The organism is Natrialba sp. PRR66 (assembly GCF_034808065.1).
Taxonomy (GTDB): Archaea; Halobacteriota; Halobacteria; order Halobacteriales; family Natrialbaceae; genus Natrialba; species Natrialba aegyptia.
Genome location: NZ_JAXHGN010000304.1, coordinates 1 through 229 on the forward strand (window position 1 = coordinate 1; position 229 = coordinate 229).

Consider the following 229-nt stretch of genomic DNA (forward strand, 5'->3'; position numbering starts at 1 on the left):
GAACAGCGCCGGGTCGAGGGACTGACGGAGAGCGAGGATTCGGATGGGATCCCCACTGTCGCCGTGTACGGCGTGACCCTCGTCGGCATCCTGATCGCCGGTGCGCTCGCGTACGTCCTGCTCGCAGGCGGAGGGAGCGCGGCCGAGGACGTCAAAACTGAGCCCCACTCATCGGGTAGCGTTCACGAACACGGCACGATGAACGTGACCATCGACGGTCGAACCCTCG

The 229-nt window shown here is 65.9% G+C and carries 1 protein-coding gene; it reads left to right on the plus strand.

Translation table 11 applies throughout. The features are described 5' to 3' along the window. Positions 1-229: hypothetical protein (locus SM755_RS24290; RefSeq protein WP_323174916.1), on the plus strand; the 229-nt coding region annotated here is incomplete at both ends.